Source organism: Novosphingobium acidiphilum DSM 19966 (assembly GCF_000429005.1).
Taxonomy (GTDB): Bacteria; Pseudomonadota; Alphaproteobacteria; order Sphingomonadales; family Sphingomonadaceae; genus Novosphingobium; species Novosphingobium acidiphilum.
On sequence record NZ_AUBA01000005.1, the window covers coordinates 144,106 to 168,148 of the forward strand.

23 protein-coding genes and 1 tRNA gene are annotated in these 24,043 nt (G+C 65.4%); 12 read left to right on the forward strand and 12 right to left on the reverse strand.

The window, feature by feature from the left end; translation table 11 throughout:
- Positions 1–119 precede the first annotated feature (119 nt).
- The 4 genes from G404_RS0106125 to grxC all read right to left on the reverse strand — a co-directional run bounded on the left by G404_RS0106125 (position 120) and on the right by grxC (position 1,869).
- Positions 120–196, reverse strand: a tRNA-Arg gene (locus G404_RS0106125).
- A 52-nt stretch (positions 197–248) separates the two neighbouring features.
- Positions 249–716, reverse strand: a complete 468-nt coding sequence (locus tag G404_RS0106130) for a DUF1178 family protein (RefSeq protein ID WP_028640295.1) — start codon at positions 714–716, stop codon at positions 249–251.
- Positions 713–1,579, reverse strand: coding sequence for a carbon-nitrogen hydrolase family protein (locus G404_RS0106135; protein ID WP_036520584.1), 867 nt, complete (start codon positions 1,577–1,579; stop codon positions 713–715). The genes G404_RS0106130 and G404_RS0106135 overlap by 4 nt, the downstream gene beginning before the upstream one ends.
- Before the next feature lie 11 nt (positions 1,580–1,590).
- Positions 1,591–1,869, reverse strand: a complete 279-nt coding sequence (gene grxC, locus G404_RS0106140; protein WP_028640297.1) for a glutaredoxin 3 — start codon at positions 1,867–1,869, stop codon at positions 1,591–1,593.
- A 152-nt stretch (positions 1,870–2,021) separates the two neighbouring features.
- Here grxC and G404_RS0106145 point away from each other — a divergent pair, with 152 nt between their 5' ends.
- Positions 2,022–2,489 carry an Hsp20 family protein gene (locus tag G404_RS0106145; protein WP_028640298.1) on the forward strand — a complete coding sequence of 156 codons (468 nt, stop codon included), beginning with the start codon at positions 2,022–2,024 and terminating at the stop codon, positions 2,487–2,489.
- Positions 2,490–2,550: 61 nt separating this feature from the next.
- Here the strand turns inward: G404_RS0106145 and G404_RS0106150 are convergent, their stop codons facing one another.
- The 3 genes from G404_RS0106150 to tpiA all read right to left on the reverse strand — a co-directional run bounded on the left by G404_RS0106150 (position 2,551) and on the right by tpiA (position 5,649).
- Positions 2,551–4,182, reverse strand: a complete 1,632-nt coding sequence (locus tag G404_RS0106150; RefSeq protein WP_028640299.1) for a CTP synthase — start codon at positions 4,180–4,182, stop codon at positions 2,551–2,553.
- Positions 4,183–4,397: 215 nt separating this feature from the next.
- Positions 4,398–4,796 (reverse strand): preprotein translocase subunit SecG, encoded by a 399-nt coding sequence (secG, locus tag G404_RS0106155; protein ID WP_425411619.1) that lies wholly within the window; start codon positions 4,794–4,796, stop codon positions 4,398–4,400.
- An 82-nt stretch (positions 4,797–4,878) separates the two neighbouring features.
- Positions 4,879–5,649 carry a triose-phosphate isomerase gene (gene tpiA / locus G404_RS0106160; protein ID WP_028640301.1) on the reverse strand — a complete coding sequence of 257 codons (771 nt, stop codon included), beginning with the start codon at positions 5,647–5,649 and terminating at the stop codon, positions 4,879–4,881.
- Positions 5,650–5,854: 205 nt separating this feature from the next.
- On the opposite strand from tpiA, the gene G404_RS0106165 reads away from it, so the two are divergent.
- The 9 genes from G404_RS0106165 to lexA all read left to right on the forward strand — a co-directional run bounded on the left by G404_RS0106165 (position 5,855) and on the right by lexA (position 14,913).
- On the forward strand, positions 5,855–7,789 hold the full coding sequence (locus G404_RS0106165) for a peptidylprolyl isomerase (RefSeq protein WP_028640302.1): 1,935 nt from the start codon (positions 5,855–5,857) through the stop codon (positions 7,787–7,789).
- A gap of 47 nt (positions 7,790–7,836) precedes the next feature.
- Entirely contained in the window at positions 7,837–9,315 is a 1,479-nt protein-coding gene (locus G404_RS0106170) for an anthranilate synthase component I family protein (RefSeq protein ID WP_245584425.1), read from the forward strand.
- Positions 9,316–9,324: 9 nt separating this feature from the next.
- Positions 9,325–9,912, forward strand: a complete 588-nt coding sequence (locus G404_RS0106175; RefSeq protein WP_028640304.1) for an anthranilate synthase component II — start codon at positions 9,325–9,327, stop codon at positions 9,910–9,912.
- Entirely contained in the window at positions 9,909–10,907 is a 999-nt protein-coding gene (gene trpD / locus G404_RS0106180) for an anthranilate phosphoribosyltransferase (RefSeq protein WP_028640305.1), read from the forward strand. The genes G404_RS0106175 and trpD overlap by 4 nt, the downstream gene beginning before the upstream one ends.
- 2 nt (positions 10,908–10,909) lie before the next feature.
- On the forward strand, positions 10,910–11,698 hold the full coding sequence (gene trpC, locus G404_RS0106185; protein ID WP_028640306.1) for an indole-3-glycerol phosphate synthase TrpC: 789 nt from the start codon (positions 10,910–10,912) through the stop codon (positions 11,696–11,698).
- A complete protein-coding gene (locus G404_RS0106190) occupies positions 11,695–12,387 on the forward strand; it encodes an aspartate/glutamate racemase family protein (protein WP_028640307.1) in 693 nt (230 codons plus the stop codon). The genes trpC and G404_RS0106190 overlap by 4 nt, the downstream gene beginning before the upstream one ends.
- A gap of 45 nt (positions 12,388–12,432) precedes the next feature.
- A complete protein-coding gene (gene moaC / locus G404_RS0106195; protein ID WP_028640308.1) occupies positions 12,433–12,912 on the forward strand; it encodes a cyclic pyranopterin monophosphate synthase MoaC in 480 nt (159 codons plus the stop codon).
- Complete coding sequence (locus G404_RS0106200; RefSeq protein ID WP_028640309.1) at positions 12,909–14,111, forward strand: molybdopterin molybdotransferase MoeA; 1,203 nt, start codon at positions 12,909–12,911, stop codon at positions 14,109–14,111. Before moaC ends, G404_RS0106200 begins: the two co-directional genes overlap by 4 nt.
- Positions 14,112–14,223: 112 nt before the next feature.
- Complete coding sequence (lexA, locus tag G404_RS0106205) at positions 14,224–14,913, forward strand: transcriptional repressor LexA (RefSeq protein ID WP_028640310.1); 690 nt, start codon at positions 14,224–14,226, stop codon at positions 14,911–14,913.
- Positions 14,914–14,963: 50 nt separating this feature from the next.
- Here the strand turns inward: lexA and G404_RS18305 are convergent, their stop codons facing one another.
- On the reverse strand, positions 14,964–17,033 hold the full coding sequence (locus G404_RS18305) for a ComEC/Rec2 family competence protein (RefSeq protein WP_084601085.1): 2,070 nt from the start codon (positions 17,031–17,033) through the stop codon (positions 14,964–14,966).
- Positions 17,034–17,193: 160 nt separating this feature from the next.
- Between G404_RS18305 and gltX the strand changes: the two genes are divergently transcribed.
- Both gltX and G404_RS0106220 read left to right on the forward strand, forming a co-directional pair.
- On the forward strand, positions 17,194–18,672 hold the full coding sequence (gene gltX, locus G404_RS0106215) for a glutamate--tRNA ligase (protein WP_028640311.1): 1,479 nt from the start codon (positions 17,194–17,196) through the stop codon (positions 18,670–18,672).
- 51 nt (positions 18,673–18,723) lie between these two features.
- Positions 18,724–20,010: a citrate synthase gene (locus G404_RS0106220; protein WP_028640312.1), complete on the forward strand. Its 1,287-nt coding sequence runs from the start codon at positions 18,724–18,726 to the stop codon at positions 20,008–20,010.
- 73 nt (positions 20,011–20,083) lie between these two features.
- On the opposite strand, the gene G404_RS0106225 is transcribed toward G404_RS0106220, so the two are convergent.
- The 4 genes from G404_RS0106225 to G404_RS0106240 all read right to left on the reverse strand — a co-directional run bounded on the left by G404_RS0106225 (position 20,084) and on the right by G404_RS0106240 (position 23,991).
- Positions 20,084–21,436, reverse strand: coding sequence for a sensor histidine kinase (locus G404_RS0106225; RefSeq protein WP_028640313.1), 1,353 nt, complete (start codon positions 21,434–21,436; stop codon positions 20,084–20,086).
- Complete coding sequence (locus G404_RS18310) at positions 21,433–22,278, reverse strand: hypothetical protein (protein WP_051280273.1); 846 nt, start codon at positions 22,276–22,278, stop codon at positions 21,433–21,435. Before G404_RS18310 ends, G404_RS0106225 begins: the two co-directional genes overlap by 4 nt.
- A 10-nt stretch (positions 22,279–22,288) precedes the next feature.
- Positions 22,289–23,506 (reverse strand): hypothetical protein, encoded by a 1,218-nt coding sequence (locus G404_RS0106235; protein ID WP_036520587.1) that lies wholly within the window; start codon positions 23,504–23,506, stop codon positions 22,289–22,291.
- A gap of 179 nt (positions 23,507–23,685) precedes the next feature.
- On the reverse strand, positions 23,686–23,991 hold the full coding sequence (locus G404_RS0106240) for a hypothetical protein (protein WP_028640315.1): 306 nt from the start codon (positions 23,989–23,991) through the stop codon (positions 23,686–23,688).
- Between the last annotated feature and the right edge of the window lie 52 nt (positions 23,992–24,043).

The following is a 24,043-nucleotide window of genomic DNA, read 5'->3' on the forward strand; positions in this document are numbered from 1 at the left end:
TCCCCTGACCGAAGACAGAGTGCAATGACTTGAAGGCGTGCGCAACAGCATAGCGGACTATCGGTGCTGCGGCGACCAACGAATCGAAGAGGCCCGCGGTTCTTGCGTGTGATGATGGGTGGTGCGCCCGACGGGATTCGAACCCATGACCCCCAGATTAGGAATCTGGTGCTCTATCCTGCTGAGCTACGGGCGCACGCCGCATGCCATAAGGGGGTTGTCGGCACGGCGCAACACTGTCGGGCGGGTCAGTTGGCTTTGCCGGGCGGGGCAACGGGAAACAGGATCGGGGCGATTTCGACGCCTTCCTCGATCAGGGCGCTGGCCTCTTCCGGGGTGGCCTGCCCGTGGATCGGGGCGGCCTGCGTTTCGCCATAATGCATCGCGCGGGCCTTGTCGGCAAAACGGTCGCCCACCCAGGTTGAACTTTTCAACGCCTCGGCCTGCATCAGGGCGATGGTTTTCAGCACGGCAACGGCTTCGGGCGGCAGCGGTGCATTGGCCTGCACAGCAGGCGCTGCCGGCTTTGCGGTTGCGATCTGATTGCCCTTGCGGCCCAGATTGGGCGCACTGATTGCACGCGTTACATCGGCGCTGGCGCACACCGGGCATGCGATCAGGCCACGCGCCTGCTGATCGGCAAAATCGTCCGACGATCCGAACCAGCCTTCAAACCGGTGATCGCCCTGCCGGCAGACAAGATCAAACACAATCATGATGCCAATCGGGTGCTTTCCGGCTGTTCGCCAAGGCTTCTGCGGTTCTGCAGGCTGGGCAACTGGCGGCGCACATCGCCAAGCCGCGCCAGATCGAGCGTGGCAAAGCCCAGGCCGGGCTCGGTTCCCATGTCGAGCAGCACATCGCCCCAGGGATCGATCACCAGCGAATGGCCATAGGTATCGCGCCCGTCGGCGTGGTGGCCGGTTTGGGCAGGCGCAATGACAAAGGCGCTGGCCTCAACCGCGCGCGCGCGCTGCAACAGGTGCCAGTGCGCCTGGCCTGTGGGCACGGTAAACGCAGCCGGGATCGTGATGACATCGCAGCCACGCCGTCCCAGTTCCTCGAACAGCGCGGGAAAACGCACATCGTAACAGATCGCCAGGCCAAGCCGCCCGACCGGACAATCCACCGACACCACCCGATTGCCGGGGCGATAGGCGGCGGATTCGCGCCAGCTTTCGCCGGTGGCCAGATCGACATCGAACATGTGGATCTTGTCATAGCGCGCGGCGATTTCGCCGTGGGGATCGATCACGAACGCGCGATTGGCAAAGCGCCCGGCGCCATCGCCTTCGGCCAGCACCGGCAGCGATCCGACATGCAGCCAGATTCCGGCACGCGCCGCAGCCTGTTGCAAGGCGCCAAGCGTGGGGTTGTCGGTTTCGGCCACGATGTGCGCACGCGCACGGGCACGCTCGCGATCGAGCAGACCGGCCATTTCGGGGGTAAACAGCATTGCCGCCCCCTCGTCCGCCGCGCGCGTGGCAGCCGCGACCATCACCGCGGCATTGGCGGCGGGATCGATACCGCTGGTCATCTGCAGCACGGCGATGCGTACCGCGGTGTCGGGGTCGGCCATGATCGTTGCGCCTAACGTCCGAGCAGCGGATCGAGCCCGCCCTGCCGGTCAAGCGCCATCAGATCATCGCACCCGCCGATGTGGCGGCCGCCGATGAAAATCTGTGGCACGGTGCTGGCGCCAGGTGCGCGCTCGTGCATTTCGGCGCGCTTGGGCCCGCCCATCGTCACGTCGTATTCGGTCAGCGACACACCCTTTTCCTCAAGGATCGCCTTGGCGCGATAGCAATAGGGGCAGCCCCATTTGGTGTAGATTTCAACCGTGGGAACGGGGGCAGAAGGTTCGCTCATCATCGCCTCTTGAAATTGATCGTCGCCACCACACATGACGCAACGGGTCATGCGCCGCAAGCCGGGCATGGTCCATAAGATTGGCCCGTTCGAACGCCATTCAAGGGTTCGCGGCGGGTCGGGTGCAAATTGCTCAGCATGAGGATTATGCCATGAACCGTTTTGACTTTACCCCCTATCGCCGCACCACCGTGGGCTTTGACCGCCTGTTCGATCTGCTCGAACGCCAGGCACGCGCCCAGACCGGTGACAATTACCCCCCGTTCAACATCGAACGGCGCGGCGATGACCAATATCGCATCACCCTGGCCGTGGCCGGGTTCAAGCCCGACGAAATCGACATTACCGCGCAGCAGAACCTGCTCGTGGTCAAGGGCAACAAGGCCGACATCGAACCCGATGCGCGCCAGTTCTTGCATGTCGGTATCGCCAATCGCGGCTTTGAACGCCGTTTCGAACTGGCCGACTATGTGCGGGTCGACAACGCCGACCTGGCCGACGGGTTGCTGACCATCGACCTGGTCCGCGAAGTGCCCGAGGCGATGAAGCCCAAGAAAGTGCTGATCGGCGGCCAGCAGCCGCTGTCGGTGATCGACGGCGGATCAAGCGCGGCGGCCTGATTTCAGGACGGATATGCGATTGGTTTGGGGCGGGCCGGTAACGGTCCGCCCTTTTTGCGGGTCAGACCAGGCGCGCCTGTTTGACCGCGGCCGCGATGAAATCGCGGAACAGCGGGTGCGGATCAAGCGGACGACTTTTCAGTTCGGGGTGGAACTGCACGCCGACAAACCACGGATGATCGGGGCGTTCGACGATTTCGGGCAGCAGACCATCGGGCGACATGCCCGAAAACACCAGGCCACCCGATTCGAGCCGTTCGCGATAGGCGGCGTTGACTTCGTAACGGTGGCGGTGGCGTTCGCTGATCGTGGTGGTGCCATAGATCGCGGCGACATGGCTGTTGCCGTCAAGCCGCGCTTCATAGGCGCCCAGCCGCATCGTGCCGCCCAGATCGCCACCTTCGGCCCGTGTTTCCAGACCTTCGGGCGTCATCCACTCGGTGATGATCCCCACCACCGGTTCGCAGGTGGTGCCGAATTCGGTCGATCCGGCGCCGGCCACGCCGGCGGTGTTGCGCGCGCCTTCGATGCAGGCCATCTGCATGCCAAGGCAAATACCGAAAAACGGCACGCGGCGCTCGCGGGCAAAGCGCACCGAGGCAATCTTGCCCTCGGTGCCGCGTTCGCCAAATCCGCCGGGCACCAGAATGCCGTGCAACGGTTCCAGATGCGCGGCGATTTCAGAATCGGCCTGTTCGAACAGCTCCGCATCGATCCAGCGGATGTTGACTTTGACCTTGTTGGACAGGCCGCCGTGAACAAGCGCCTCGTTCAGCGATTTGTAGGCGTCGGGCAGGCCGACATATTTGCCCACCACGCCGATCGTCACTTCGCCTTCGGGATTGTGGAACCGTTCGACCACATCGATCCAGCGCGACAGTTCCGGCTCGGGCGCGGTCAGCCCGAAATGGCGCAGCACTTCGTTGTCCAGCCCTTCGGCATGGTACTGCAACGGCACCGAATAGATGCTGCTGGCGTCAAGTGCCGGGATCACCGCCGATTTGCGCACATTGCAGAACTGCGCGATCTTGGCGCGTTCGGTTTCGGGCAGCGGCTTTTCGCAACGGCACAACAGGATATCGGGCTGAATGCCAAGACCGGTCAGTTCGCGCACCGAATGCTGGGTCGGCTTGGTCTTCAATTCGCCCGCTGCCGCAATATAGGGCACCAGCGTGACGTGGACAAAACAGCTGAGTTCGCGATCCAGCTCGTTGTGCAGCTGGCGCAGCGCCTCGATAAACGGCAGGCCTTCGATATCGCCGACGGTGCCGCCGATTTCGCACAGCACGAAATCCAGATCCTCGGTCTCGGCCTGGGCAAATTCCTTGATCGCATCGGTGACATGCGGGATCACCTGCACCGTTGCCCCCAGGTAATCGCCGCGCCGTTCGCGCGTGATGATATCGCGATAGATCCGCCCCGAGGTGATATTGTCGGCCTGGCGCGCCGACACACCGGTAAAACGTTCATAGTGGCCAAGGTCGAGATCGGTTTCGGCACCGTCGTCGGTCACATAGACTTCGCCGTGCTGAAACGGGCTCATCGTGCCGGGATCGACGTTCAGATAGGGATCGAACTTGCGGATGCGCACGCGATAGCCGCGCGCCTGAAGCAGCGCCGCAAGGCTTGCCGCCATAAGACCTTTGCCGAGCGAGGAGACCACGCCGCCGGTGATGAAAATGTACCGCGCCATGGGAGCAAAGCCTTACCGTCAGAAGTTGTACGGGCGCAAGCGGCCGCCGGGGTTTATTCCCGGCAATCCACAGGCGCATCAAAAAACCGCAACAGCCCCGGCTGCGCACCCGCGCGCCATGGCAGGGTGCGGCCGGAACCGTGTTGGCAACGCATGAAGTGTTCCGGCAACGCCGACCCCGTAACCCCACGGGATCGCGTCATGCCCGGACGATGTTACTGCTTGGCGGCACCCGACAACGGATCGGGCTTGGCCGCCGAAGCCGAAGCAACCGGCGCCGGACTGGCCGACGCGGCCGGCACGGGGAATGCGCCCGCCTGCGGATCGACCGGTGCCGAGGTCGGCACCGTCGGAATATGCGACGCATCGATGGTGTGCGTTGCCGTGGCCCGCACTGCCAGAACGCCCAGCAGCACCGACAGACCGACGAATGCCGCTGCCAGGATGCTGGTCGCACGCGTCATGAAATCGGCCGCGCCGCGCGCCGACATGAAGCCCGACGGGCTGCTGCCTACGCCCAGGCCGCCGCCTTCGGATTTCTGCATCAGGATAACCGTGACAAGCAGCGCCGCAACGATGGCCTGCACGATGGTAATGAAAAGGAACAAGGTCATGGCTACTCGCCTGAATCTGGATTTGCGCCACTTAGGCGCGCCACGTCGCCAGTGCAAGCCCGGCGCGTTGTGAAGTCGGAGGTCAGCCTTCGTCGGGTTCGGCCGCAACCACGATCGGCAGAAACGCATCCGCGGTCAGGCTGGCCCCTCCGACCAGCGCGCCGCCGACCCCGGGCGCGCCCAGCAGTGCGGCAGCGTTGTCCGCATTGACCGACCCGCCATACAGGATGCGCATTTTGCCACCGGCATCGCCATACATCGCGATCAGCCGGGCACCGATTGCCGCGTGCATCGCCACCACATCGTCGACCGCGGCCACCCGCCCGGTGCCGATGGCCCAGATCGGCTCGTAAGCCACCGACAACTTGCCCGCCGCGGCAGCCTCTGCCGCGCCATGCCCGCGTGGCAGCGATGCATCGACTTGCGCCTCGATCACGGCCTGGGCATGGCCCGCATCGCGCTGGTCAAGCGTTTCGCCCACGCAGACGATCACCCCCAGATTGGCGGCCAGCGCGGCCTCTGCCTTGGCATGGACGATCGCATCGGTCTCGCCATGATCGCGGCGGCGCTCGCTGTGCCCGACGATCACGAAATCGGCACCGATATCATCGAGCATCGGGGCCGAAACATCACCGGTGTGCGCGCCCTTTGCCACGGCATGGCAATCCTGCCCGCCCACGCCAATGGCGGATACCTCGTCGCGCAACAGGCCAAGATAGGGAAACGGCGGTGCCAGCGCGACCTGAACCCCGCGATGACGCTGCGCCGCCCGGTCGATGGCACGCGCCTCGGCCAACAAGGCCCGGCTGCCGTTCATCTTCCAGTTGCCCACGATATAGGGTCGATGCGCCATGGTTGTGCTGTTGCCCTTTGATTGCCCTGCTGGATTGTCATCACGACCGCCGATCGCAGAATCGGCGCCACCCATCGCGGCTACCAAATGCCTGCCGTGATTGCAAAACCGGCATTGACCGATTTTTTGGCAAAAAAACCGGTTTCCCCTTTTTGTGTTCACGCTCTAAGGCAGCGCGGTTTATCCCTGATATCGATCGGCCAGTATGCTTGACTTTTTTCGCGCCATCACCCGGTCCCGCATTGGCGCGGCGATCGGCCTTGTCTTTCTGATCCTGATCGTGCTGGCATTTGCCGGCGCAGATGTCACCGGGATGCGTACCGGCAGCCTGCTTGGCGGCGAAAACGTCGCGACCGTCGGCGGCACGACCATCACCACCGGCGAACTCGACAAGACCGTGCGCGCCGCCTTTGACAGCGAACGCCAGCGCACACCCACCCTGACGATGAAGGATTTCATCGCGCAGGGCGTGCTTGATGATGTGCTGACCGGGATGATCGACCGCGCCGCAACCTGGGAATGGGGCCGCAAAAACGGTTTCGGCGTCAGCGATGGCCTGATCGACGGCGAAATTGCTAAACTGCCCGCGTTTCAGGGACCTGATGGCAAGTTCAGCCAGGACGCCTACAAGCAATTGCTGGCCCAGCGCGGGCTGTCGGACCGCCTGGTGCGCGATGACATTGCTAAGGGTGTGATGAGCCGGCTGGTGCTGACCGGCGCCAACGAAGGCGCGGTGATGCCGATGGGCGTGACCCAGGTCTATGCCGCACTGCTCAAGGAAAAGCGGGTCGGCAATCTGCTGTTCCTGCCGTCGCAGGCCTTTGCCCCCAAGACGGCGCCAACCGACGCGCAGATCGGCGATTTCTACAAGACCAACATCGCACGGTATCAGCGCCCCGAACGCCGCACATTGCGGTATGCGATCATCGACGAAACCGCGCTGAAAAACCTGCCGCCGCCGTCTGACGCCGAAATTGCCAGGCGCTACAAGGCCAATTCGGCACTTTATGCGGCAGGCGAAACGCGCTCGATCACGCAAGTCATCCTGCCGACCGAAGCTGCCGCCAAAGCCTTTGGTGCCGAAGTTTCGGCGGGCAAGTCGATCGATGCCGCCGCATCGGCCAAAGGCCTTGCCGCCGCAAAGATTGCCGACAAGACCCGTGACGAACTCGCCACCGACGGATCAAAGGCCGTGGCCGACGCGGTATTCGCCACCGGCGAAGGCAAGACAATTGCCCCAACCAAGGGCGCGCTGGGCTGGGTTGTGGCGCGTGTCGATGCGATCAAGCACAAGGCGGGCAAGACGCTTGAGCAGGCCCGCCCCGAAATCCTGGCCGCACTGACCGCCGAAAAGCACAAGACCGCCTTTACCGATCTGGCCACCCGGATCGGTGAAAAGGTCGAAGGCGGCGACAGCCTGACCGATGTCGCCAAAACCTGGGGCCTGACCGTGGTGACCAGCGATCCGTTGCTGGCCGATGGCACGGTGCCCGAAAAGCCCGGCACCAAGGTTTCGCCCGACCTGCAGCCGCTGTTGCAGACCGCGTTCAGCATGGAACACGAAGGTCAGCCGCAGATTGCCGGGCTGCCCGGGGGTCTGCGCGCCGCGGTGTTCGAGGTCGGACGCATCACGCCTGCCGCACCCGCCCCGTTGAACGACATCAAGGCCGCGGTGGCAAAGGACTGGACCTTGCAGCACGGCGCCGACGCTGCCGCTGCCGCCGCCGACAAAGTCCTGGCCGCCATGGCCAGGAAGACCACGCTGGCCGACGCATCCAGGGCGCTTGGCGTGGCGCTGCCGCCGATCAACCCGCTGGCCTTTACCCGCGAACAGCTGGGCCAGATGCAGGGCCGTGTGCCCGCGCCGCTGGCGCTGCTGTTTTCGATGAAAGCAGGCACCACCAAGAAGATGGCCGCGCCCAATGGTGCCGGCTGGCTGGTGATCACGCTTGATACGATCGAGCCGGGCACCGTTGCCCCCAACGATCCGATGATCCAGCAGGCCTCTGCCGAACTGGGCAAGGCCACCGGGCACGAATACGAAGAACAGCTGCGTGCCGCGATTGCCCACGACATCGGGCCAAAGCGCAACGAAGCCGCGATCCGCACCGTGCGGAGCAACCTGTCGGGCGCGCAGTGACACAGACCACCGGCGCCGGTGCCCCCGACAATGCAGGCCCGGCGCTGGTGGCGCTGGGGCTGGATCGGCCCGCGCTCGTGTGGCGCCGGCTGATCGTCGATACCGAAACCCCGGTCGGCGCCGCGCTCAAGCTGATGCGCGAAGGCCGGGGCGATTTCCTGCTTGAATCGGTCCAGGGTGGCGAAGTGCGCGGGCGTTACAGCCTGCTGGGCCTCGCGCCCGATCTGGTGTTTCGCGCGCGCGGCAAACGGGCGGAAATCAACCGCGCCTGGTCCACCGATGCCAATGCATTTGCCCCGCTGCCCGGCAACAGCCTGGACGAACTGCGCGCGCTGGTCGACCAGTGCCGGATCGATGTGCCTGCCGGCCTGCCCCCGGTTCTGGCCTGTCTGGTCGGCTATTTCGGCTATGAAACCATCGGCCTGGTCGAAAAACTGCCGCGCGCGCCCGACAGCGATCTCGACCTGCCCGACATGCTGTTTGTCCGACCGACGGTGCTGCTGGTGTTTGACCGGCTGAGCGATGAACTGTTTGCCGTCGCCCCGATCTGGGCCTCGGCACTTGCACCCGAACGCGCGATCGCCGCCGCGGCCGACCGGATCGACGCAGCGCTGGCCGGACTGCGCGGTGCTATGCCGGCAGAACCGCGCCTGCGCGATGCGATCGATCCGGTGCGCACACCGGTCATGCCGCCCGAACGCTATGCCGACATGGTCAGGGCGGCAAAGGACTACATCTTTGCCGGCGACATCTTCCAGGTGGTGCTGGCGCAACGGTTCACCGCGCCGTTTCCCCTGCCCGCCTCGGCCCTGTACCGATCGTTGCGGCGGATCAATCCTTCGCCGTTTCTCTATTTCCTCGACATGCCCGGTTTTGCGCTGATCGGTTCAAGCCCGGAAATCCTGGTGCGTATCCGCGACGGCGAAGTGACCATCCGGCCGATTGCGGGCACGCGCCCGCGTGGGCGCAACGCCGCCGAAGACCGCGCCAACGAATTGAGTTTGCTGGCCGATCCCAAGGAACGCGCCGAACACCTGATGCTGCTCGACCTGGGCCGCAACGATGTCGGCCGCGTGGCGCAGGCGGGCACCGTGCGCGTGACCGAAAGCTATACTGTCGAACGCTACAGCCATGTCATGCATATCGTGTCGAACGTGGTCGGACGGCTCGATACCGAACGTGCAACCTCGGTCGATGCATTGTTTGCGGGCTTTCCCGCCGGGACGGTCAGCGGCGCGCCCAAAGTGCGCGCGTGCGAGATCATTGCCGAGCTGGAGCCCGAAACCCGCGGCGCCTATGCCGGCGGGGTCGGGTATTTCGCTCCCGATGGCTCGGTCGATTCGTGCATCGTGCTGCGCACCGCGGTGCTCAAGGACGGGGTGATGCATGTCCAGGCGGGCGCGGGCATCGTTGCCGACAGCGACCCGGTTTACGAACACCGCGAATGCGAGGCCAAATCGGGCGCGCTGTTTGCCGCTGCGCGCGAAGCGATCCGGGTGGCCAGCGACACAAAGTTCGGGCAGTAGGGCCGCATCATGATACTGGTTATCGACAACTACGACAGCTTTACGTGGAATCTGGTCCATTACCTGATGGAACTGGGCGCCAAGGTCGAGGTGGTGCGCAACGACGCGCTGTCGGCCGCGCAGGCCATTGCCTCGGGCGCGCAAGGGTTCCTGATTTCGCCGGGTCCATGCACCCCCAACGAGGCGGGGATCAGCCTCGATCTGGTTGGCGCGGCAGCCGATGCGGGTTTGCCGCTGCTGGGGGTGTGCCTGGGCCACCAATCGATCGGGCAGTATTTTGGCGGCACGGTCGAACGCGGGGGGCTGATGCACGGCAAGACCAGCCCGGTCACGCACGATGGCACCGGCATGTTTGCAGGCGTACCCTCGCCTTTTGTTGCCACCCGCTATCACTCGCTGATCGTCAACGACATTCCCGACATGCTGGTGGTCAATGCCCGTTCGGATGACGGGCACGTCATGGGGTTTCGCCATGGGTCGAAACCGATCCACGGGGTGCAGTTCCACCCTGAATCGATCGCCACCGAACATGGCCATGCGATGATCGCCAATTTTCTGCGTATCTGCGGGGTCAACCCGCGCGATATGGCAGCATGACCTCGCTGCCTGCGATCGGCGAACATGCGCTGAACGAAGCCGAGGCCGAACAGGCGTTCGGCGCCATTCTGGATGGTCACGCCGATGACGCGGCGATTGCCCAGTTCCTGATTGCGCTGTCCGACCGGGGCGAAACCGCAGCGGAAATTGCAGGCGCCGCCCGCGCAATGCGCGCACGCATGATCGCGATCACCGCACCGGCCGGTGCCATCGATGTCTGCGGCACCGGTGGCGACGGGCACCACACGCTCAATGTCTCGACCGCGGTCAGCCTGGTCGTCGCGGCCTGCGGCGTGCCGGTGGCCAAGCACGGCAACCGCGCCGCCAGTTCCAAAGCGGGCGCGGCCGACACGCTGGAGGCGTTGGGGCTTAACCTGGATCGCGCAGCCGATACTGCCGAGGAAACACTGCACGACCTGGGCATCGCATTCCTGTTTGCCGCGCGCCACCACCCCGCCATGGGCCGCATCATGCCGATCCGCCGCGCCATCGGCCGCCGCACGATTTTCAATCTGATGGGCCCGCTGGCCAATCCGGCGGGCGTGACGCGGCAGCTCGTGGGGATTGCCCGGCCCGATTATGTGCCGATCTATGGCGAAGCGCTGCGCCGGCTTGGCACCACGCGCGCCTTTGTCGTTTCAGGCGATGAGGGTCTGGACGAACTGAGCCTGGCCGGCGGCAATGCCATCGCCGATGTGGCCGGCACCACCGTCGTGATGCAGCGCATCGCGCCGCAGGATGCGGGGCTGACCCCTGCCCCGGTTGACGCATTGCGCGGCGGCGTTGCTGCGCATAACGCCGGCGCACTGCGGCGCCTGCTGCTGGGCGAACGCGGCCCCTATCGCGATGCGGTGCTGTTCAATGCTGCCGCTGCCCTGATGATTGCAGGCGAAGCAACCGACTGGCACCACGGTGTCGAAGACGCCGCCGAGGCGATTGACAAGGGCCTGGCCAAGGCACTGCTCGATTGCTGGATCGCGGCACTGGCTGGATAGAGATGACCGACAAGCTTGCCGAAATCTGCGCCACCAAGCGTGACGAAGTTGCCGCCCGCAAAGCCGTGACCAGCCTGTCCGACCTGGCGGCACTGGCCCGCGACCAGACGGCGCCGCGCGGGTTTGAGGCGGCTTTGCGCGCAAAGGCCGCCACCGGCTTTGCCCTGATCGCCGAAATCAAGAAAGCCAGTCCGTCGAAGGGCTTGATCCGCGCCGACTTTCAGCCCGCCGATCATGCCCGCGCCTACCAGGCCGGCGGCGCTGCCTGCCTGTCGGTGCTGACCGACGCGCCCTATTTCCAGGGCCACGAGGATTACCTGATCGCCGCGCGCGCGGCCTGCGACCTGCCGGTGATCCGCAAGGATTTCATGATCGATCCCTGGCAATGCGCCGAGGCGCGCGCAATCGGCGCCGATGCCATCCTGATTATCGTCGCCGCGCTGGACGACGCGCAGATGGCCGAAATCGAAGCTGCCGCGCGCGAACAGGCCATGGACGTGCTGGTCGAAGTGCACGACGAAGCCGAAATGGAGCGCGCGCATCGCCTGCATTCGCGGCTGATCGGGATCAACAACCGCGATCTCAAACGGTTTGTCACCGATCTTGGCGTAACCGAACGCCTGGCACCATTGGCGCCTGCCGGCACATTGCTGGTCGGCGAAAGCGGCATCAACACGCATGCCGATTGCCTGCGCCTGGCCGCCTGCGGCGCGCGCACGTTCCTGGTGGGCGAAAGCCTGATGCGCGAGGCCGATGTGGCCGGCGCGACGCGGCGGCTGCTGCTTGCATGAAAACACTCGGACTGATCGGCGGCACCAGCTGGGAAAGCTCAGCCGAGTATTATCGCCTGATCAACCAGGGCGTGCGCGCTGTGCTGGGCCCGACGCATTCGGCGCAAATGGTGCTGTGGTCGTTCAACTTTGCCGAATTCGAGGCGATGCAGCGCGCGGGCGACTGGGCAACGCAGACCGCGCGGATGATCGAGGCCGCGCACCGGCTGGAACGGGCAGGCGCACACGTGCTGCTGATCTGTTCGAATACGATGCACCGCTGTGCCGATGCGATCGAGGCGGCCTGCACCATACCCCTGATCCACATCATGGACCCGGCGGGCGAAGCCATTCGTGCAGCGGGCCTGACCAAAGTCGGCCTGATCGGCACGCGGTTCACCATGGAACAGGATTTCTGCCGTCAACGTCTTGCCGATCGCCATGGCATCGAAGTGATCATCCCTGAAGAAGACGATCGCGCCGTGGTCCACCGCGCGATCTACGAAGAACTGATCGCGGGCCGCATCGTCGACGCTTCGCGCATCGCGTATCGCGGCGTGATCGCGCGGCTGGCCCAAAACGGCGCCCAAGCCATTGTGCTGGGCTGCACCGAAATCATGCTGCTGATCGGCGCACAAGACAGCCCCGTGCCGCTGTTTGACACGACCGCCTTGCATGCCCAGGCCGGCGTTGCAGCGGCGCTTGGTTGACGCGCCCCCTGTGCAACCGCGTCGCAGTCTGGCAATGATCCGGGCATGAGCGAGTTGACCCATCTTGATGACAAGGGCCAGGCACGGATGGTCGACGTCGGCGGCAAAGCCGAAACGCACCGCGTTGCCATTGCCAGCGGACGCATCCGCATGAACCCCGCTGCACGCGCCGCGATCGCCAGCGGCACCGTGCCAAAGGGCGATGTATTGGCCACCGCGCGGATCGCCGGGATCATGGCGGCCAAACGCACCGGCGAACTGATCCCGCTGTGCCATCCGCTCGGGCTGGAATCGGTTTCGGTCGATTTTGCCTTGCAAGACGACGGCCTGACCGCCACCGCCACGGCATCTCTGACAGGACGCACCGGCGTCGAGATGGAGGCGATGACCGCCGTTTCGATCGCGCTGTTGACAATCTATGACATGGCCAAGGCAATCGACAAGGGCATGGTGATCGAGACCGTGCACCTGATCGAAAAGCGCGGCGGCAAATCGGGCACCTGGCGGGTGAGCAACCCGGCATGAGCCATCGCCCGGCGCCGCTGCCGCTGGCCGAAGCGCAGTCGCGCCTGCTGGCGTTTGCCCCCGATCTGCCGATAGAATGGCGCGAAGCGGGGCAATGCGCGGGATATTATCTGGCCGAGCCTGTCACCGCACGGCGCGATCAGCCCGCAGCACCGCTGTCGGCGATGGACGGCTTTGCCCTGCGTGCCGCCGATTTGCCCGGCCCTTGGGACGTGATCGGCGAAAGCGCAGCGGGCCATCCGTTCACAGGCAGCGTGGCCACGGGCCAGGCCATCCGCATCAGCACCGGCGCAATGGTTCCGCCGGGGGCCGACATGGTGCTGATCAAGGAAGACAGCGCGGTCGACGGCAAGACCCTGCTGCTGACCGGCACCCCGCCGCAACCGACCGGACGGCATATTCGCCCACAGGCGATGGATTTTGGCGCAGGCTCGGTCATTCTGCCCGCAGGCTGGCGGATCGATGCCGCCGCAATCGGCCTGACCATTGCCGCCGGCCACGCGCATTTGCCCGTGCGGCGCGCGGTCCGTCTGGCCGTGATCGACGGCGGCGACGAACTGGCCCTTGCAGGCACCCTGCCCGAACAGCACCAGATCCCCGCCAGCAACGGACCGATGCTAGCCGCGATCGCGCAGCGCCTGCCGGTTCAGGCAACGCGCATCGGCCCGGTTCCCGACCGCCTTGATGCGCTGATCAGCGCGTTTGCAGCCGCCGCCGATGCCGATGTGATCGTCACCAGCGGCGGGGCTTCGGTCGGCGATCATGATCTGATGCGGCCCGCGCTTGCCGCCATCGGCGCGCAGCTTGAATTCTGGCGCGTCGGGATAAAGCCGGGCAAGCCGCTGCTTGTGGCACGCCGCGGTCACCAGATCATTGTGGGACTGCCTGGCAATCCCGCCTCTGCCTGGGTGACGGCGTTTCTGTTCCTGCTGCCGCTGCTGCGCGCAACCCTGGGCGCAGGACACGCCCTGCCCCGCACGATCCACGTGCCGCTGGCAACGCCGATGGGCAAAGGCGGCAGCCGCATGGAATTCCTGCGCGCGCGCTGGGACGGAGCAAGTGTCGCACTCGATCCGTTGCAGGATTCAGGCGCGCTGTCCCCGCTTGCGCGCGCCAATGCGCTGGTGGTGCGCGAACCCGGCGCCGCACCCGCACCGGTCGGCACCCCGGTTCCGGTTTATCTGACCGAATTGGATTGATTGCCTGACACCGCAAATGGCGGAAATGCTTGACGTGTTCGCTTTGGTTGCCTAATCGTTCCTCATTCGTTCACGAACTGCACCGGCGGTTTTTTATGTGGGAGATCGGGTGATGCTGACGCGCAAGCAGCACGAGCTGTTGACCTTCATCCAGAATCGACTGGAAGAGTCGGGAATATCGCCCTCGTTCGAGGAAATGAAGGAAGCGCTCGACCTCAAGTCGAAGTCGGGCGTGCACCGCCTGATTTCCGCATTGGAAGAACGCGGCTTTATCCGCCGCCTGGCCAACCGCGCCCGCGCGCTCGAAGTGATCCGCGAACCCGACACCGCCAGCCCGCGCACCGCCGCGCGCGCCGCCGCACCGGTTGCGTCGGCCCCCCCCGCACCGGTGCGCGCGGTCACCCCGCCGCCTGCCAATGACGTGATCGAAATCCCGCTTCATGGCAGGATCGCGGCAGGCGCCCCGATCGAAGCGATGGAGGTGGGCACGATGCTGCCTGTGCCGGCAGCGCTGCTCGACCCCGGCGAACACTATGCGCTGGAAGTATCGGGTGATTCGATGGTCGATGCGGGCATTTTCGATGGCGATCTTGCGCTGATCCGCCGCACCGACGTGGCACGCGATGGCGAAATCGTGGTGGCGCTGGTGCGCGGCGAGGAAGCCACGCTGAAATACTTGCGCCGCGAAAAGGGCATGGTCCGCCTCGACCCGGCCAATGCCGCGTATGACCCGCAATTCTATACCGCCAGCGAAGTGCAGGTGCAGGGCAAACTGGCGGGCCTGCTGCGGCGCTATCATTAGGGTCAGCCCCCCAAGCCCTGCCGCGCGTCGCTTCCCGACGAGGGAACGGATTATCGATGGGCATTCCAGGGGTGGCTGCCGCTGGTCTGGGCGACGGTCGTGACCATCCCGGTCCCAAGATCAATCGCCATGCCCCCGGATCGCGCCAGCACCGTGCCGTCAACCAGCATCCGCCGAGGTTTGCACACCGGCGCCAACACGCGATCCGCGATGACGATATCGCTTTGCGCGCAGGCCTGCGCCAGGCCATCGTCGTTCAGACGACGGCGGCTGCGGCCGATCAGCAGCACCGTGCGCTGCGCCGCGCGATCAAGCGCCAGCGCGCAGAAATCGTGATTGCAGCGCGCACCGGGCCAGTCTTCTACCGCAATCGCGGCACCCGACATGCCCGCCATTTCCAGCAGGGTATCGCGTGCAAAGCGCCCTTGCCCCGGGCTCAGCACCACCAGATCTGGGCCAAGCCCGGTGATCCCGACATGACGACCATCGCCCGCAATCAGGATATCGGGGGTGCGGATCGTGGCCCACAGGCACAGCGCCAGCAGCATCGGGACCAGCCCCCAGCCACGCACCCATCCCCGCCATAGCGCCAGCCACAACGCGCCGGCCAGCCACAGGCCATAGACCCACCCGGGCATCGCGGGCAGCGTCGTGACCGCGCCGGGCAGCGTGGCGGTGGCATGGGCAATCCACAGCACCGCGTCGAGCGAGCGCCCTGTCACCCACCAGGCCGGCGCACCCAGTCCCACACGGTCAAGCACCAGCGCCAGCGCCAAGGACGGCATCGACACCAGCGTGACCAGCGGGATCGCCAGCAGATTGGCAACCGCGCCATACAGTCCGGCACGATGAAAATGGAACAGTGCCACCGGCAACAGCGCAAACCCGATGACCACCCCGCCTGTCAGCAGCATGGCCGCATGGCGCAGCACCCGCATCGGCCATTGCTCGTCGCGCCGCGCCACAAAGCGCCGCACCCATGCCGCATCATGCAGCGCGATCACCGCGACCACCGCGCCAAAGCTCATCTGGAACGCCGGCCCTGCCACCGCCTCGGGCCAGAACACCATGACAAACAGGGCCGCCACCGCCAGCAGGCGCATCGATAGCGGATCGCGCCCCAGCGCCAGCGCGCCCAACATCAGCACCGCGCCCGCGGCCGCACGCATCGTCGGCACTTGCGATCCGGTTATCAGGCAATAGGCCAGGCCCGCGGTGGCCCCGCACACCGCCGCCACCAGCGGCAACCGCACGCGCAACGCAATCCACCCCGCCAGGCCCAGACCCCTGAACACCAGCACATACGCCGCTGCGATCACCGCACTGACATGCAGCCCGCTGATCGACAGCAGATGGGCAAAACCCGCGTCGCGCATCGCATCGGCATCGCTGCGCGCAATTGCGCCGCGGTCGCCACTGGCCAAAGTGGCGGCAATTGCCCCCGCCGAGCCACCCAGGTGCGCCAGCACCTCGGCATGAAGCGCCTGCTGCGTGCCTCGCAACATCGCAGCCCTGGTGCCGGCGCGCTGCACGATGACCGGACCTTCAATCGATCCGGTTGCCCCCACGCCTTCGAACCACGCTGCAAATGCGAAATCGTGCGCGCCGGGCAGCATCGGCGGTGGCGGAGGCTCCAGGCGTGCCTTTGCCGTGATCGTTGCACCCGCCGCGATCCCGGGTCTGTCCAGCGGATCGGGCAGCATCACGCGGATCAGCATGGGACGATCCGCACCGGCAACGCGCGCGGCCAGCAACAACCGCACCCGCGCACCGGCGCCTTCGTCCTGACGATCGAGGATCGTGGCGCTGATCGGCGCGTATATCCGGGCGGGCAAAGGTGGTTTGCCGACCAACGCGGATTTGGTCCAGATCGTACCGCAGCCGGCCGCAAGCATCAGCGCCATGCCCATGATCGCGTGGCGCAGATGGTCGGCCACGCCCTCGCGCGCGACCAGCGGAGCGAACACCGCGGCCGCAGCGCACAAGGTGATGAACCCGGCCCATTGCCATGGCCCCGGCAGCACGATCCACGCCGCAATTCCGGCGCCAAAGCCCACTGCCAGCCACGGCGCGCGCTCGAACGGATGGGCACTCAGGAATTGTTCGATGGTGCGCTGCACACTGGACAAGCGCGCCAATCTGTCCCAATGCCCGCTGGTCATTTGGACCAGCCGATACGCGCGATTCCCGTCGCCTGCGGTCTGGAGCGAAGCCGACAGCGTGGAGGGTCGGGATTGCACCGGGTCTGCCATGGCGACGATGAAAAGGAATGCGCCAGGGATGGCAAGCACGAGTGCGACCAATTCTGCTGCTTCGGACCGCAAGGCTGCGGTCGTCACGCGTTTTGCACCTTCGCCGACCGGATACCTGCACATTGGCGGTGCGCGTACCGCGCTGTTCAACTGGCTGTTTGCGCGTCACCACGGCGGGACTTATCTGCTGCGGATCGAAGATACCGATCGCGCGCGTTCAACCGAACCCGCGATCGATGCGATTTTCGACGGTCTGGACTGGCTGGGTCTGGGCGGAGACGCGGAACCGGTGTTCCAGTTTGCCCGATCCGACCGCCATGCCCAGGTGGCGCACCGCCTGCTTGACGCAGGTCACGCCTATCGCTGCTATCTGACCCAGGCCGAACTGGCCGCTCGGCGCGAAGCGGCGCAGGCCGAACGCCGCCCGTTCCGTATCGACAGCGAATGGCGCGACGCCGATCCGGCAAGCTGGCCCGCCGATCAAGGCTATGTCATCCGCATCAAGGCGCCGCGCGATGGCGAAACCGTGATCCATGATCTGGTCCAGGGCACGATCACCGTCAGCAACCGCGAAATCGACGATTTCGTGATCCTGCGCAGCGACGGCACGCCGACCTATATGCTGGCCGTTGTGGTCGACGATCACGACATGGGCGTGACCCACGTTATCCGCGGCGACGACCATATCAACAACGCGTTCCGCCAGCTTGTCGTCATCCGTGCGATGCATACGATTGAACAGGCCGCCGGCACCGGCGCCTGGCCCGATCCGGACTATGCGCATATCCCGCTGATCCACGGGGCCGACGGGGCCAAGCTGTCAAAGCGGCATGGCGCGCTGGGCGTCGATGCCTATCGCGACGAACTGGGCCTGTTGCCCGAAGCCGTGGTCAATTACCTGATGCGGCTTGGCTGGGGCCATGGCGACGAGGAATTCATCACCCGCGACCAGGCCGTGGAATGGTTCGACATCGCCAATGTCAACAAGGGCGCAGCGCGCTTTGACCTGAAAAAGCTGCTCAATCTCAACGGGCACTATATCCGCCTGGCCGACGATGCGCGGCTGGCACACGAAGTGGCCAAGCGGCTGGGCGTGACCGATGCGGCGCAGATCGCGCTGCTGACCACGGCCATGCCCGTGCTGAAAGTGCGTGCCGCCGATCTCAACGAATTGAGCGAAGGCGCACGGTTCCTGTTTGCGGTTCGTCCGATCGCGCCCGATGCCAAGGCCGCCGCTTTGCTGACGCCAGAGGCGCGCGGCATTCTGGCCCAGGCGCATGCCCGGCTGGCCGCCACCGCCGACTGGACACCGGATGCGATCGAGGCAACGCTCAAGGCCCTGGCCGAAGAGCTTGGCCTGGGGCTTGGCAAACTGGCGCAGCCTTTGCGCGCGGCGCTGACCGGGCAGACCACATCGCCCGGCATCTATGATGTGCTGGTGTTGATCGGTCGCGATGCGACCCTGGGCCGGATTGCCGACCAACTGATTGATACACCCGCGGTTTGAAAATTTCGGGATCATACTCCCGGCCCAATATCGACACAGGAGGACTGAGACGTGAGCAAGACCGAGGCAACGCTGCAGACCGGCGGCAAGACCGTGGAATTGCCAGTGACGAGCGGCACAATCGGTCCCGATGTGATCGATATCCGCAAGCTCTATGGCCAGACCGGGATGTTCACCTATGACCCCGGCTTTACCAGCACCGCCAGTTGCGACAGCGCGATCACCTATATCGATGGTGACGAAGGCGTGCTGCTGCACCGGGGCTATCCGATCGGGCAACTGGCCGAACAATCCTCGTTCATGGAGGTCAGCTATCTGCTGCTGAACGGCGAATTGCCCAATGCGGCAGAACTCGCCGATTTTAGCCGCACGATCACGCGCCACACGATGGTGCACGAACAGCTGAGCACATTCTACCGCGGGTTCCGCCGCGACGCCCACCCGATGGCGGTGATGTGCGGCGTGGTTGGCGCGCTGTCGGCGTTTTATCATGATTCCACCGACATCGCCGATCCCGAGCTGCGCAAGATCAGCTCGCACCGCCTGATCGCCAAGATCCCCACGATCGCGGCGATGGCCTACAAGTATTCGGTCGGGCAGCCGTTCGTCTATCCCGACAACCGCCTGTCCTACACCGGCAATTTCCTGCGTATGACCTTTGCCGTGCCGGCCGAGGAATACCACGTGGTGCCCGAAGTGGAACGCGCGCTCGATCGCATTTTCATCCTGCATGCCGATCACGAACAGAACGCGTCGACTTCGACAGTGCGCCTGGCCGGATCGTCGGGCGCCAATCCCTTTGCCTGCATGGCGGCAGGGATCGCCTGCCTGTGGGGCCCCGCGCATGGCGGCGCCAACGAAGCCGCGCTCAACATGCTGCGCGAAATCGGCACGCCCGACCGCATTCAGCACTATATCGATCGCGCCAAGGACAAGAACGATCCGTTCCGCCTGATGGGTTTCGGCCATCGCGTGTACAAGAACTATGACCCGCGCGCTGCCGTGATGCAAAAGACCGTGCGCGAAGTGTTCAAGGCGCTGAACGTGACCGACCCGCTGTTCGAAACCGCCCTGCGGCTGGAAGAGATCGCGCTGAGCGATCCGTACTTCATCGAAAAGAAGCTGTTTCCCAACGTGGATTTCTATTCGGGCATCATCCTGTCAGCGATCGGTTTCCCCACGACGATGTTCACCGTGCTGTTCGCCCTTGCCCGCACGGTGGGCTGGGTCGCGCAATGGAACGAAATGATTTCCGATCCAGGCCAGAAGATCGGCCGTCCGCGCCAGCTCTACACCGGGCCGGTTGCGCGCGATTACGTGCCGGTCGATCAACGCTGATTGCGGCCGGTCCGGCGACACAGATCAGGCAGGGGTGCCATCGGCCCCCTGCCTTTTTTGTGCGCGCATCGCGTCAGATGTGACTGCGTCGTGGCAAGGTCAGCACAAATCGCGCCCCTGCCCCCGGCGCCACGGTCAGATCGCCGCCCATCGCGCGCGCAAGACGACGCGAGATATACAGACCAAGTCCGCTGCCACCATCGCCGTTGCGGCCAAGGCGTTCAAACTTTTCGAAAACACGCGCAGTCTGGTCTGCGCTCAGGCCCTGGCCTTCGTCACGCACTGCAATCCATGCGGTTTGCGCGTCGCTACCGGTTTCGATCGTGACGGTCGAATGTGCCGGGCTGTAGCGGATGGCATTGGTCAGCAGATTGAGCAGGATCTGCAGCACCCGGCGGAATTCGCCGGTGGCGGGCACAGCCAGGTCTGACGGCGGGATGACGAGCGCGATGCCGCGTTCCTGCGCGCGCATGGCCAGAATGCCCGATGCGCGGCGCGCACAATCGGCCAGATCGATCCGATCGGGCGCGGGTGCAAAATCGGGCGCCTCCACCGCGTCGAGATCGGCCAGATCCTCGACGAGCGCCAGCAGATGCCGCCCCGCCTCGGCAATGTCGGCGGCATAGCCTGCATATTCCTCGGCCAGTGGCCCTGCCAGCCGTGTCCTGATGGTTTCGGCGTTGGCAATGATGCGATTGATCGGCTGACGCAAGGCGGGTGCCAGATCGCGGCCGATCACCCGGTTGGACGAGGCCATGGCGGGTGCCGCGGGGCCCGCCTGCACGCCGGGTACAGCCTCGATCGCATCGGGCACGATCAGCAGATCAAACCCGGCATCGCCATGCGGCAGCAGCCGGGCGCGCCAGGTCTGTGCGCAACCCGGAACATGAAATGCCACGTCATCGATCAGCCGCCAATGCATCGGCTGGCGATGCGCCACGCCCACCAGGTTGACGGCCTCGCTCCACACCGGGCTGCCGCTGCGCCATTGCGCGATCAGGTCGTGCAACGCGGCATCGTGGTCATCCTCGCCGCGCAGTTCAACCGCCAGCACCCGTTGATCCGCATCGAGCACCGCGTGGATCCGCGCGATCTGATACAGCACGGCATCGGCCGCACCGGCGTCCGCGGCGTGAACCCCGACAAGCCGCCAATGGCTGAGCGCGATGCGCGTGCCCCCGGCGTCAGGCGCAACCTGCGCCAGGAATGCGATGGTATTGCCCTCGTCCACCGCGCCCAGCATCGCCACTTGCGCCACCCCAGAAACCCGCGTGCGCCGCACCAGCGCCAACAGCGCCGGCACTGCCAGCACGCCGCCTGGCCAATCACCGCCGCATCGCATGTGCAATCCGGCAAGCGCCGGATCAGCCTCGATCAGGCGATCATGGGCGTCGCATGTTCCCCGCACCGGGCCGCCCGCAGTCATCCCAGCGAATCCCTCAACAAACGCTCGGCATCGGCGATGTCGACCAACGCAGGATCAGCATCCGGCCGGATCGCCAGCAATTGCAACGCTGCCGAATCCCGGCCAAGCCCGGCCGTGCGCAGCATCAGCGCCAGACGCAGCGGATCGTCCTCGGCGGTGGCCAGCGCCACCATTTCACGCGGCATGCCCGACGCCAGCGCCAGCGCGCTGAGGAACAGGGCCACGCCCGCCTCATCGATGTGCAGGGTCAAGGCAAGGTCGTCGGCCATATGCAACAATGCGCGTTGCAACAGCGCGATGCGCCCGGGCGGATCGGCGCGCACGGGCGTTCGCCCGTTTGGCGGCGAACCATCCGCATCTGCGCAGGCCGCATCGCGGATCGACCAGGCGATATGCTGCAGATCGCCCGGCAATTCGGCCAGGGGCATTCGCATCAGCCGCACTGCATCGGTCACGCGGGTCTGCGCCGCCAGCAATGCGCCGCCATCGGGATGCCGGCGAACAAGCGGCGGAAACACCGGATCAAGCGCACGCCGTGCCGCCAATGCCTCGCTCAGCCGAAATTCCACCGCGATCGCGTGCAGGTGCATCAGCATGGCCCGATGGGCGACGAGCAATGCGCGCACCGCGGCGGTCAGCGCATGATCCGACCCTGACAATTGCGCCGCCAGGTCTGCCGTCATGCCCCGCACCAACGCGATCGTGCGATCGTCGAGCAGGCCGCAGGGTCCAAGGGCCGCCTGGCTTTCCAGCACAGCGCTGCACGCAGACAGCCGATGATCGGCGTCGGCCAAAGCGCGTGCGGCCCAAACCGGGCCATCGGCGGTTGCTGCATGGTCCATCGCGCCAGCCTTAGTCCGCTGTGGTTAAATCGGCGTTAGCCAGCGGGCCGCGCGCCGAAGTTACCGCCAGCGCCCATACCACCAGCGCCAGGATCACCGCGCGCAGGCAGATGTCGAATGGCAGCACCGCGCTGCATGCGGCCAGCGCAACCCCGGCAACAAGCCGATCGCGCAACCACCAGGTCATCCGCCCGACCGGCACGACGCGCGGCAGCAGATGGAGCATCAAAATCAACACCAGCGGTGCGAACCAGCCCAGGCCGAGCGGCACGCCCGGCGCATGCGAGACTTCGCTGCGCCAAGCCGACAAGGCGACAAATCCACCGTCGATGACCCATTCGAACCATACCCCGGTGGGCGCGCGATAGCCGGTTGCGAGCAATGCGCGCCGCTCGATATCGGCCATCATCTGCGCCACACGCGCCAGCGTCCAGGCCAGCGCCAGCAGGCCAAAGCCCGGCGTGCGCCAACCGAACCAGCCCGCGCCAAATGCCAAAAGCAGTGCCACCACGCCACCCAGCGCCACCACCCAGGGCCGGGTTCCGGCGTGCAGCAGCGCCGGGCCAGCCAGATGCACGGTCTTGGCCGTGATCCATTCGCCCGGGCTGCGCAAATGCCCTGATGCCGTATGCAGCCGCAGCCACACCGGCTCGGCCGCGTGCGCCTCGTCCTCGTTGCGCACGAGTTTCCAGCGTGCGTCCGCCAGCACCGCGTCGGGCAACAGGCGCAGCGGCACGCGGCCCTGCACCGCCAGGCGCAGCAGCGCCGCATGGGTGTTCCATTCGGGCGGCAAATCGCCCAGCCCGGCCACGATACGCCCGGGCAGGCGCATCGCCCCGGCAAAGGCGTGATTGATATCGATCCGTTCAAATCCCGCCGCCACCCCGGCCTCGACCGGCAACGCCAGCACGCCCGTGGCCTGTTCCAGCTGGGGCAAGGCCAATTCGGGCTGCACCAGCAGACCGTCACCCAGGACAATCAGGTCATCTTCGGCCGTGACCAGCGGCAGCAGTGCATGCGCAGACGTAATTACGTGGAACCGCGCGCCCGCGCTTTCGGTCGCGTGCTGCAGTGCTATCACTTCGCTGGTCAGCGCGTCTGTCACCACGACAATGCGGGTGCAGCCCAATGCCAGCGCCAGCCCCAGCTGGTGGCGCACCAGTGATCGACCGCCGATCGTCAGGACCGCGCGCAAACCTTGCAGTTCGCCCGATACGGCATCGGTCATGGACAGCAATCCGACCCTCAAGGCCCCCAAACTCCTGATAATGGCGTGAGGTTCGATCACCCGTTGCCCGGTCTGCGCCAAACGCAACGCCGTTACCCTAGGCGCACACCCTGTCGCTGCCAAGCGGTCTGCCCACCTTTCGCAAACCCCGGCTTAACGGATTCACGGCACAGGTAAAGTCAGGCCAAGGGGTCGATTTCACGCAACAGCGCGCGAATTCGCCGCAAAATCGCGGGATCGCCGGGCGCGCCAGCCATTGCATCATCGGCCAGCGCAACCAGCTCGGTGCCATGAAATGTGGCCGCCAGGCCCTTCAACCGCTGCGCCGCCTGCATCCAGTTGGCATCGCACCGCGCGCGCTGCAACAGATCGAGCGCGCCCAATGCGCTGTCCAGAAATGCGCGCCGCAATTCGCGCAACAGCACGGGATCATCCCCCAGCGCGGAGACGAGATGTGCATCGATTGCTTCACCAAGATAGGCCATGCCGATAAGGATGCGCCCCACCCGGTTAAGGCAGGGTTACACAGCGGCCAAA